The sequence below is a fragment of the Achromobacter sp. K91 genome (genome assembly GCF_003576205.1).
GTDB lineage: Bacteria > Pseudomonadota > Gammaproteobacteria > Burkholderiales > Burkholderiaceae_B > Achromobacter > Achromobacter aegrifaciens.
In genome coordinates this window covers 94724-105725 of record NZ_QWFB01000034.1, presented here as the reverse complement: position 1 = coordinate 105725, position 11002 = coordinate 94724, and the positions used below count along the sequence as shown (strand labels likewise).

Annotated in this window: 10 protein-coding genes; 5 read left to right on the top strand and 5 right to left on the bottom strand. The window is 67.7% G+C overall.

Going from position 1 to position 11002, the window contains the following annotated elements:
* Positions 1 to 60 precede the first annotated feature (60 nt).
* Positions 61 to 510 (top strand): Lrp/AsnC family transcriptional regulator, encoded by a 450-nt coding sequence (locus tag DXK93_RS17525; protein WP_008159001.1) that lies wholly within the window; start codon positions 61 to 63, stop codon positions 508 to 510.
* A 44-nt stretch (positions 511 to 554) separates the two neighbouring features.
* On the opposite strand, the gene DXK93_RS17520 is transcribed toward DXK93_RS17525, so the two are convergent.
* Positions 555 to 1520 (bottom strand): tripartite tricarboxylate transporter substrate binding protein, encoded by a 966-nt coding sequence (locus tag DXK93_RS17520; protein WP_054458547.1) that lies wholly within the window; start codon positions 1518 to 1520, stop codon positions 555 to 557.
* 63 nt (positions 1521 to 1583) lie between these two features.
* The gene (locus tag DXK93_RS17515) at positions 1584 to 2429 is read right to left on the bottom strand and encodes an alpha/beta hydrolase (RefSeq protein WP_119450711.1); all 846 of its coding nucleotides are present in this window, start codon (positions 2427 to 2429) and stop codon (positions 1584 to 1586) included.
* A gap of 85 nt (positions 2430 to 2514) precedes the next feature.
* On the opposite strand from DXK93_RS17515, the gene DXK93_RS17510 reads away from it, so the two are divergent.
* The 3 genes from DXK93_RS17510 (at position 2515) to DXK93_RS17500 (ending at position 5407) form a co-directional block, all read left to right on the top strand.
* A complete protein-coding gene (locus DXK93_RS17510; protein ID WP_054458353.1) occupies positions 2515 to 3414 on the top strand; it encodes a LysR family transcriptional regulator in 900 nt (299 codons plus the stop codon).
* A gap of 189 nt (positions 3415 to 3603) precedes the next feature.
* Complete coding sequence (locus DXK93_RS17505) at positions 3604 to 4110, top strand: hypothetical protein (RefSeq protein ID WP_054458355.1); 507 nt, start codon at positions 3604 to 3606, stop codon at positions 4108 to 4110.
* 97 nt (positions 4111 to 4207) lie between these two features.
* A complete protein-coding gene (locus DXK93_RS17500) occupies positions 4208 to 5407 on the top strand; it encodes an MFS transporter (protein WP_119450710.1) in 1200 nt (399 codons plus the stop codon).
* Between the two features lie 75 nt (positions 5408 to 5482).
* Here DXK93_RS17500 and gltX read toward each other — a convergent pair whose 3' ends face one another.
* Positions 5483 to 6889 (bottom strand): glutamate--tRNA ligase, encoded by a 1407-nt coding sequence (gene gltX, locus DXK93_RS17495; protein WP_054458359.1) that lies wholly within the window; start codon positions 6887 to 6889, stop codon positions 5483 to 5485.
* 120 nt (positions 6890 to 7009) lie between these two features.
* Between gltX and DXK93_RS17490 the strand changes: the two genes are divergently transcribed.
* Complete coding sequence (locus DXK93_RS17490; RefSeq protein WP_119450709.1) at positions 7010 to 9451, top strand: GNAT family N-acetyltransferase; 2442 nt, start codon at positions 7010 to 7012, stop codon at positions 9449 to 9451.
* A 12-nt stretch (positions 9452 to 9463) separates the two neighbouring features.
* Here DXK93_RS17490 and DXK93_RS17485 read toward each other — a convergent pair whose 3' ends face one another.
* Positions 9464 to 10156, bottom strand: coding sequence for an isochorismatase family cysteine hydrolase (locus tag DXK93_RS17485; protein WP_119450708.1), 693 nt, complete (start codon positions 10154 to 10156; stop codon positions 9464 to 9466).
* 9 nt (positions 10157 to 10165) lie between these two features.
* Entirely contained in the window at positions 10166 to 11002 is an 837-nt protein-coding gene (locus tag DXK93_RS17480) for an ABC transporter permease (protein ID WP_054458365.1), read from the bottom strand.

The following is an 11002-nucleotide window of genomic DNA, read 5'->3' as shown; positions in this document are numbered from 1 at the left end:
TGCTATCCCTATAATTCGCAATGAACGTTTCGTGTTCGATAAAAACCAGGAGACTAAGCGATGGACAAGACCGATATCGGCATCCTCAAGGCCTTGCAGGAGGACGGCCGGGCCTCGGCGCAGCAGCTTTCAGAGAAGGTGGGGCTGTCGGCCGCGCCGGTGTGGCGGCGGGTGAAGGCGATGGAGGCCAGCGGGGTGATCCAGGGCTATAGCGCCCAGGTGGACCGCAGCAAGGTGGGGCTGGGCTGCATGTTCGCGCAGATCAGCCTGGAACGGCACTCCGCCAATACGGTCGAAAACTTCGAGCGCTCGGTGCGCGACGCGCCCGAAATCCTGGAGTGCTACGCGGTGACGGGGGATTCGGACTTCCTGCTGAAGATCCTGGTCGAAAGCCCGGAGGCCTATGACCGTTTCCTGCACCGCTTCCTGTTCAACATGCCGGGCATACGGCAGACGCGCACCATCGTCGCGCTGCGCGAAATCAAGCACGAGCAGCGCCTGCCGCTGTAGATAAAACGGGCCCTCTCTATATAGATATAGGGAGGGCCGCGAATTTATTGGGGTTGGATGCCCGAGATCCGGATCCATTCCTTCCAGCGCGCGGTGTCTTCCTTCACAAAGGCATCGAAGCGCGCCACGTCCATCGATTCCGGCGTCAGGCCCAGGGCGCGCAGCTTCTTCGCAGTCGCTTCGTCCTTCACCGCCGCCTGCATGTGGGCGTTCATCTTTTCCACGATGTCCTGCGGCGTGCCTGCCGGGGCCGACAGGCCGAGCCAGCCGGCAACGACGAAATCCGGATAGTAGGTGGCCATGGTCGGCACGCTGGGCCAGGCCGCATGCGGCTGGGCGCCGGTGACGGCAATGGGGATGAGCCCCTTGCCGTCGATCTGGCCCATTGCGGTCAGGTAGTCGACGAAGGCGAAGTTGATCTGCTTGCCGCGCAGGTCGGTGATGATCTGCGTGATGTTCTTGTAGGCAGCGCCGGTGATCTCGATGCCGGCGCGCTGCTTCAACAGTTCGGACGGCACTTGCGAGGACGAGCTGTAGTAGCCGAAGAAGACCTGTCCGGGATGCTGCTTGGCATAGGCGACCAGGTCGGGCACCGTGCGGTACGGGCTGTCGGGCGACACCACGCCGACCGTGCCGAAGGTGCCCAGCATGCCGACCTGGCGGAAGTCCTTCTGCGCGTCGTAGGGCAGGCTCTTGTAGAGGAACTGGTTGGCCGAGTGGGTGGAGTTGGTGGACAGCAGGAAGGTATAGCCGTCCGCCGCGGCGTTCTTTGCGGCGTTGGTGCCGACGATGCCGCCGGCGCCGGGACGGTCCTCGACCACCACGGTCTGGCCGGTCTTTTCGCCCAGGTATTGCGCCAGGGTGCGCGCGGTGAGGTCGGCCGCGCCGCCGGCGGCGGACGGCACGATGAGGGTCACGGGTTTCTCGGGCCAGCCGGCGGCGTGCGAGGCCGCGGCCAGCAGCAGGCCGGCGCCGATCAGGGCCGGACGGAGGGAACGGGGAATGGACATGCTTGTCTCCTGATGGCGCGATTGCGCGTCGTTGTCGTTGTTGTCGTTGGTATTGGGGGGCGATCAGCCGAATTGGCTGCGGTGCCAATCCAGGATGGCGGCGGCGCTGACTTGCCATTGGTCCGCGTACATCATGCAATGCGGTTGGCCGGCAAGCACGGCGTGTGAAAAACCGAAGCGGTGCGCGATCGCCAGATCCTGGCCTGGCGGATGGCGGTCATGCGTGTCCAGGCCGGCTTCCAGGCACAGGCCGGGAGCGTGGATGGCGGCGGCGTCGACGGGCACGCGCAGCAGATAACGGTCGTTGAGCACCTCCGGACTTTCGGGGCACAGGCGCCGCGATACCGAGGCGACGTTGCGGTCTGGCGAGGTCGCCAGAAAGCGCGCGCGGATTTCGGCGTCGTTCGGCGCGCTGCGCGGCAGGCCTTCGGGGACAGGGGGCAGCGCTTGCGCGCCGGGCAGGTCGCCGGGCGGCGACGGCGCCAGCAGGACCACGCCCGCCACCGTCCGCTGGCTGGCGCCCAGCAGCGCGGGCAGCGCGCCCATGCTGTGGCCGATGACGACCGTGGGACGAGCCAGCGCGTCCAGCGCGCTGACGACATCCTGGCCCAGGTCGGCGATGCCAACCGACGCAAACGCCGCGTCCTGGGGCAGGGCGCCGTGGCCGCGCAGATCCAGCGCCGCGCAGGCGAGGCCGGCGCGGGCGAAGAAATCCAGATAGTGCGCATAGCACCAGGCGCCGTGGTAAGCGCCGGGCACGAACAGCAGGCCTGGCCTGTCGTCCCGAGGATCGGCGCCGACTATCAGGCGGCCCTGGCCGGCGGGATGCGCGGGCAATTGGTCGACGCGGTTGAAATCCAGCGGGTCGGCGCGGGTGGAAAGAGGCGGGAGCAGCGAGTCGGCATTCATGGTGCGGCCATCTTAGGTGCGGCCGACCTATCAGAAAACTTTATTTTTCATATGATTGGATAAGTTTCACTAATCGAGGCCAGCCATGCGCCCCTTGCCCGAGATTTCCATCACGCACTACCGCCACTTCCTGCTGGTGGCCGAGCTGCGCAGCTTCCGCGCGGCCGCGGCGCGGGCCTTCCGCTCACAGCCGGCGTTGTCGCTGTCCATCCGCGAGATGGAGCAGCGCCTGGGGCAGCCGCTGTTCGAGCCGGGCAACCGTGGCACGCTTACGCGATTCGGGCAGGATTGCCTGCCGCTGGCGCGTGAACTGGTGCAGCACCACGACCGCGTGGCGGGCGCGCTGTCGGGGCTGGCAAGCAACGAGGCCGGCACCTTGACCATGGCGTCCGTCGCCACCGTGGCCACGCACTGGTTGCCGGAACTGGTGGCGACGTACCGCGAACGCTATCCGGCGGTGGCGTTGCGCCTGTTCGACGACAACTCGGAAGGCGTGGAGCGCATGGTGCTGGCAGGGGAGGCGGAGCTGGGCGTGTGCAGTCCGGTGTCGCAGGACCGGCGACTGTCGTTCGAGCCTTTGCTGCGTGACGCCTTCGGCCTGGTCTGCCATCGCGGCCATCCGCTGGCCAGGCGCAAATCGGTGACCTGGCGCGAGATCGAGGACCTGCCTCTGGTCGGCACCATCGCCCATCGCCAGCTTGCCGGCTATCCGCAGGCGGCCTTCATGCTGGACCGGCAGGTCTTCGTGTCCAACATGATGTCGCTTCTGGCCATGCTGGAACGCGGCGTCGGCGTCACGGTGCTGGCGCGGCTGGGCGTGCCGCCGGACTCACGCGGACTCGCCTTCGTGCCGCTATCCGCCCCGCGCATCGAGCGTGAACTGGGCATCACCCGGCTGGCCGGCCGCAGCCTGTCTCCGGCTGCCGCGCGCATGGAGGAAATGCTGCGCGCGAAGGCTGCGAAACGCGGCCGCACTGTCGCTTGAAACCAACGCATTTTTGCGATTTGCGGCCATAAAACAGGCCAATTCCGGGGCCTACTGTTGCGCAATTGCACTGGTCGCGGATCGCCGTTGATTCTTCGCAAACGGCTCTTTAGAGTGCGTGATGTTTGCTGCGCGAGGGACGCGCCGGGGTGCTCGGTGCGGCGCGTCGACAGACGTGTTGAGGAAGTCATGAGCAGTGTGTATTTGCGTACGGCGGGCGTCGCCTGCGCCGTTCTGATCCTGGCCGGCTGCGCCGCCAGAAAGCCCGCCACCATCACCGAGGCCCAGCCCGCGGAACCGCCCAAGCCGGTGGCCTGCGTGCCCGCCAAGGCCGGCGATCCCATGATAGGCACCTGGCTGTCGAACAGCCGCCCGCGCGATGTCAGCGGCGATCTGCAATCGCTGATCGTGCTGTCCGCCGATGGCACCATGGCCTATGAATCCCTGCTGAAGATCGGCCGCAAGACGCGTCCCGCGTTGCGCGAGACCGGCTGCTGGAGCGTGGCGGACGGCATCTACACGATGCAGACCACCAAGTCCGCTGGCGAACTGGTGGACGCCAACGATCCGATCTACCTGAACCGCTACCGCGTCGAAAAGGTCGAGAAGACCCGCCTGACGATGCGCGAGCTGAAAAACGGCGGCCAGGTCATGACCGCGCGCCGCATGCCCACGGGCTACCGCCTGCCTTATTGAGCGTTGCGCGGGACGGACATTCCGCCCCGCGGCAAAGCCAAGATGGCCGGGCTGCGGTAAGGTGCGGTCTTCACCCATCGCCCGCAGCCGGTCATCCATGCCTGCCTTGTCCTCCGAAGCGCGCGCCATCGCGCTGCTTGCCCTGGCCGCTTTCGTCAGCGCCAGCGCCTTCCGCATTTGTGATCCCATGTTGCCGCAGCTGGCGGCGGAATTCGGCACCACTACAGGCCAGGCCGCGCGCGCCGTGACCGCGTTCGCCGTGGCCTACGGCGTGTTGCAGATGTTCTTCGGGCCCCTGGGCGACCGCTACGGCAAGTACCGCGTCGTCAGCATCGCGACCTTTGCCTGCGCGCTGGGCAGCGCCGGCGCCGTGGTTGCCGGGTCGCTGGACGTGCTGGTGTTCTGCCGCGTCCTCTCCGGCGCCGCGGGGGCGGGCATCGTGCCGTTGTCGATGGCCTGGATCGGCGACAACGTGCCCTACGAACGCCGCCAGGCCACCCTGGCGCGTTTCCTGACCGGCACCATCCTCGGCATGTCGGCCGGCCAACTGGCTGGCGGCCTGTTTGCCGACACCGTGGGCTGGCGCTGGGCGTTCGCCGCGCTGGTCTGCGGCTATCTGATAGTGGGCGTGCTGCTGTTGCTGGAAGTGCGGCGCCAGCAGGTCTCGGGCCAGGGCCAGGTGGATCCCGGCGCGGCGCGCCAGGGCTTCGTGGCGCAGGCGCGGCTGGTGTTGAGTACGCCCTGGGCGCGCATCGTGCTGGCGACGGTATTCGTCGAAGGCCTGCTGGTGTTCGGCGCCCTGGCCTTTGCGCCTTCCTACCTGCATGAACGCTTCGGTATCTCTCTGACCGCCGCGGGCGCGCTGGTGGCCGTGTATGCCGTCGGCGGCTTGCTTTATACGGTGGTTGCCGGCCGCATCCTGAAACGCCTGGGGGAACGCGGGCTGGCGATCGCCGGCGGACTGGTGCTGGGCGTGGCGTTCCTGTCGTATTTGCTAGGTCCGGTTTGGATGTGGAGCTTGCTGGCCAGCGTGCTGGCGGGTTTCGGCTACTACCTGCTGCATGCCACGTTGCAGACGAATGCGACGCAGATGGTGCCGTCGGCGCGCGGCACGGCCGTCGCGTGGTTCGCGTCCTGCCTGTTCATGGGCCAGGCGGCGGGCGTGGCCTTGGCGGGCGCGGTGGTCGATGAGATCGGGCCTGCCGCGTTGTTTGGCGGCTCGGCGGCGCTGTTGCCCTTGCTGGGCGCGTTCTTCGCGCGCGCATTGAAGGCGCGCGCGGCCATCCAGCAAGCCTGAAGGAACGGCTGAAAACACCGCGGGCCTTGCTCATTCCAGGATGAGCAAGGCCCGCGGTGTTTTTGGGACAGGCGCTTAGATCGCAGCCAGGCGCTTGAGCACCGTCTGCTTGCCCAGCAGGGCCAGCACGGCGTCCACGGCCGGGGTCTGGGTCTGACCGGTGACGGCGACGCGCAGGGGAATGGCCAGTTGCGGCATCTTCATGCCGCGATCGGCCAGCACGGCCTTGATCAGGGCGGACAGGGCTTCGCGGGTCCAGTCCGCGTCCTGGGCGCGCTGGGCGAAGTCGGCCAGCGCTTCGCGCGCAGGCGCGGTCAGGTGTTGTTCGGCCAGCTCGGCGGGCGCGCCCTTGAACTCGGCGCAGAACAGCATGGCGCCGTCGGCCAGTTGCTCCAGCGTTTCAGCGCGGTCCTTCAAGAGGCCCATGACGCCCGGCAGGTCGATCTTTTCCGGATGGCCGCCGCGGTTCGCCACGCGCGGCGCCACGCGCTCGGCCAGTTCGGCGTTGTCCATCTGCTTGATGTAGTGGGCGTTGACCCAGTTCAGCTTCTTCGGATCCCACTGCGAGGCCGACTTGGACAGGTGCTTGGTGTCGAACCACGACACCAGCTGGTCGCGCGAGAAGAGTTCGTCGTCGCCGTGGCTCCAGCCCAGGCGCGCCAGGTAGTTGACCATGGCTTCCGGCAGATAGCCTTCGTTGTCGTACTCCATGACGTTGACGGCGCCGTGGCGCTTGGACAGCTTTTCGCCGTCCGGACCCAGGATCATGGGCACGTGGCCGTATTCGGGCAGCGTGGCGCCCAGCGCGCGCAGGATGTTGATCTGGCGCGGGGTGTTATTGACGTGGTCGTCGCCGCGCAGCACGTGGGTGATGCCCATGTCCCAGTCGTCGACCACGACGCAGAAGTTGTAGGTGGGCGTGCCGTCCGGGCGCGCGATGATCAGGTCGTCGAGTTCGGTGTTGTCGAAGCTGATCGTGCCCTTGACCATGTCGTTCCAGGAGGTCGCGCCTTCCTGCGGGTTCTTGAAGCGCACCACGGGCTTGCGGCCTTCCGGGATGGCCGGCAGGGTCTTGCCGGGTTCGGGACGCCAGGTGCCGTCGTAGCGCGGCTTGTCGCCGCGGGCGCGGGCGGCTTCGCGCATGGCTTCCACTTCCTCGGGCGAGCTGTAGCAGTGGTATGCGGTGCCGGCGGCCAGCATCTGCGCGACCACCTCGCGGTAGCGGTCCATGCGCTGCATCTGGTAGAAGGGGCCTTCATCGGGCTGCATGCCCAGCCAGTCCATGCTGTCCAGGATGGCCTGCACCGCTTCCGGCGTGGAGCGTTCGACGTCCGTGTCTTCGATGCGCAGCACGAAGGTGCCTTGGTGGTGGCGCGCGAAGGCCCAGGAGAACAGCGCCGTGCGGGCGCCGCCCAGATGCAGGAAACCCGTGGGCGAGGGCGCGAAACGGGTACGAATGGGGGTAGAGGCGTTGGAAGTCATAGGTGGCAATGATAGCGGCTGCGGCGCCACAAATCGGCGTCAGGCTGGGCCCATGTCAAACGTAGGGCGGGGTTGTCTTGTTACGATGAGGGGTATTTTAGATTAGGGCCTGCTAACACCATGTTGCGACATGCTCTCGCTCCGATGTTCGAGCCCGCCTCGCTGGTGATCGTCGCCGACCGGCCGCTGCCGGCGGCGGCCTCGTTGCCGCCCGCGCTCAAGGGCAAGACCACAGTGGTGGCTTGCGAAGTCGGCGCCGCGCCGGACCTGCCGGACACGTTGCAGGGCCTGGCTCAGGGCGAACGGCCTGATCTGGCCCTGGTTTGCGTTTCTCCCGCCGTCCTGCCGGAAACGCTGCGCAGGCTGTCGCCGCTGGCGCCGCGCTCGGTGATCCTGTTGCCGCATGAACTGCCCGACCCGTATCCGCGCGGCACGCTGGCGCTGTGCCGCGCCTGGGCCGAGGAAAACCGCTGCGAATTGCTGGGTCCGCGCTCTTTCGGCGCCCAGCGGCCGCACGCCGGGCTGAACCTGAGCCAGCACCCGGTGCTGGCGCGCGCCGGCCGCGTGGCGCTGTTGGCGCAGTCGCGCTCCATCATGGCCGCGGTCATGGACTGGGCCGAAGATGTGCACATCGGCTTTTCCACCGCCGTGTCGCTGGGCGACGAGGCGGTGGTGGGCCTGTCCAAGGTGCTGGACTACCTGGCCAGCGATCCGCGCACGGACAGCATCGTGCTCTATCTGGAAGACGTGGGCCCGGCCCGCGAATTCATGAGCACCTTGCGCGCCGCGGCTTCGATCAAGCCCGTGATCGTGCTGAAGGCCGGCCGTGCGGACACCGACAGCGCCGATGCCATCTTCGACGCCGCGCTGCGCCGCGCGGGCGCGGTGCGGGTACGCTATTTCGTGCAGCTGTTCTCGGCCGTCAAGGTGCTGGGCTACACGCGCCGTCCCAAGGGCCGGCGCGTGGCGCTGATCTCCAACGGCAGCGGGCCGCCCCAGCTGGCCATGGACCTGATCGGCCCGGACGCCGCCGTGCTGCGCGCCGAACTCGCGCCCGCGACCCAGCGGACGCTGGCGGCCATGCTGGAGCCGGACGCGGCCACCGCCAATCCCGTCATCACCTTCACGCCGCTGACGCCCGAACGCATCCGCGCCATGCTGGACGCGGTGCTCGACGATGCCGGCGTGGACGGCGTGCTGGTGCTGCTGGCACCCGACGCGCTGGCCGACATGCCGGCGGTGGCGCGCGAGCTGGCGCAGATCGCACCCAAGGCGAAAAAGCCGGTCGTCACCTGTTTCATGGGCGATGCCGGCATGCGGCCGCTGCGGCGCATGCTTGACGACGCGGGCACCTCGGCTTTCCGCACGCCGGAATCGGCCGCCGATGCCTTCGGCGTGCTGGCGACCCATCACTACAACCAGCAACTCCTGCTGCAGACACAGCCGCCGGAGCCGGCCAGCCATGTGCCGGACCTGGGCGCCGCGCGCGAGATCCTGGCGCGCGTGCGCGCGGAATGCCGGCGCGAACTGAATACCTCTGAAATCCGCAGCCTGCTGGCCCTGTTCTACGTGCCGCTGCGCGACACGCCGATGGACGTGGCGGCGGCCGAGCCGGAATCCCGCCCCATGGCGATCCGGGTGCGGCGCGATCCGCAGTTCGGCCCCGTCATCCGCTTTGGCGCGGGCGGTCCGGACGCGGTGCTGTCGCAATCCGACCGCGGCGTCGACCTGCCGCCGCTCAACGGCTTCCTGGCCCGCCAGCTGATCGAACGCAGCCGGCTGTGGCGCCGGGTGCTGGCGCCGCGCATCGGCCACATGGCCGCCGAGGCGCTGCAACAGGCGGTGGTGCTGGTGTCCGAGCTGGTGTCGGAATTGCCGGATATCGAGTCCCTGGACATCGATCCGCTATACGCCGGAGAAACCCATCTGCGCGCCGGCGGATTGCGCATGACGCTGACCGAGAAGCCCGGCTGCGAAACGCCGCAGACCGCAGGCTATCCGCATATGGCGATCCACCCGTATCCGGCCCGGCTGGTCCAGGTGCGCCGCTTCGCCGACGGCATCCCCTGGGTGCTGCGTCCCATCCGTCCCGAGGACGGCGAGCCGCTGCAGGAATTCATCCGCGGCCTGTCGGAGCGTTCGCGCTACATGCGCTTCGTGTCCATGATGCGCGAGCTGACCCCGCGCATGGTGTCGCGCTACACGCAGGTGGACTACCACCGCGAGCTGGCGCTCGTGGCCGCCACGCAGGTGCCCAACCCGGCCAACCGCGGGCATCCGCGCGAGGTCCTCGTGGGCTTCGCGCACTACCTGCGCAATCCGGACGGCAGGGGGGCGGAGTACGCGCTGGTGATCGGTGACGACTGGCAACGCCGCGGCCTGGGTCGCCAGCTGATGTCGGCGCTGATCGACGCGGCGCGCGAACAGGGGCTGGAATACATCGACGGCCTGGTGTTGTCGACCAACCGGCCCATGTTGTCGCTGATGACCAGCCTGGGCTTCACCAACGACGCGGATCCGGAAGACCCGACGATGCGCCGGGTCTGGTTGAACCTGTCCTGATCCCAGGCCCGTTCAGGCGGTCTTTCTGGCCGCCTGGGCGGGCTTGAGCCGCGCGATCGATTCGTCCACCGACAGCACGTCGCCGAAGAACAGCATCCAGCCGTGCAGCGCATGCTCGTGCTCGGCGGGCGTGACGGCGGCCAGCGCGTCGTCCACCATGATGGTGCGGAAGTCCCGCATCATCGCGTCGCGGGCGGTGGATTCGCAGCACACGTTGGTGACCGTGCCAGCGATCAGCAGCGTGTCCACGCCGCGCCCGCGCAACAGCGGCTCCAGTTCGGAAGAGCCCGGTGCCATGGCGCTGTAGAAGCGCTTGGTCACGCGCAGGTCGGCGTCGTGCGCATGCAGGTCCTGATGCAAGGCATATCCGGGAGCATCGCGGCGCAGTGTTGCCAGGCGCCTGGCGCTGCGCTCCGGCGTCAACATCACGCCGTGATGGTGCGACCAGAACGAGTCGGCGTTATCAGAAGCGGTCTGCACCCACACGATGGTGCCGCCGGCGGCGCGCACCGCGTCGCACAGGCGGTTGATGGGGGCGATGATCTCGCGCGCCGGCGCGCATTCGCCCTGATAGCCGGGCAGCGTGAAGTACTGCTGCATGTCCACCACCACCACCGCGAGGCGCGCGGCGGGCAGTTCGTCATAGGGATGCAGGCGGCCCTGGCGGGCGATCACGCGGTCCTCCACCCATTTTGGGAATTCCATGGCGGCTCCTTATCCGTAGCGCCGCGCGATGGCGGCTTCGATGCGGTAGACGATCAGGTACATCACGCTGGAGATCACGGCCAGGATGGCGATGGCGGTCATGACGATGTTCAGCTTGAACACCTGGCTGCCGTTCATGATGAGAAAGCCCAGGCCGGAATCCGCCGACTGGAACTCGCCCACGATCACCCCAACCAGCGCCAGGCCGATGTTCATCTTCACCGCCGCGATCAACGTGGGCACGCTGCCCGGCAGCACCACCTTGGTCAGCACCTGCCAGCGGCTGGCGCCGAAGGTGTGGGCCAGCTTCACCTTGTTCAGGTCGATGCCGCGAAAGCCCGCATACACCACCATGATGGTCACGAACACCGCGATCGCCACGGCCATGCCGTACACCGCGTAGTCCGACCCCAGCCACAGGTAGAAGATCGGCACGAAGGCGATCTTGGGCATGGCATTGGCCACCACCAGGAAGGGGTCCAGCACCTTGTACAGGAAGTCCGACCACCACAGCGCCGCCGCCACCACGATGCCGATCGCCATGCTCAGGCCGAAGCCCACCAGCGTGGCGCTCAGCGTGGTCATGATGTGCTTGCCCAGGTTGCCGTTGTTCCAGAGTTCGATGAACGTCGGCCACAGCGCGCTGGGGTAGCTGGTCAGGAGCGGGTTGAGAATGTGCATGCGCGGCAGGATTTCCCAGGCGCACAGGAACACGGCCAAGAGCAGCGCCTGCGCGACGCGGATATGCCGGCGGCGGGCGCGGTCGCGCCGGAGGTAGTTCAGGTACTTCTCGCTGGGCGCGCGCACGGCGCGCAGCGGAACGGTGTTGGCGACGGGCGCGTTCAT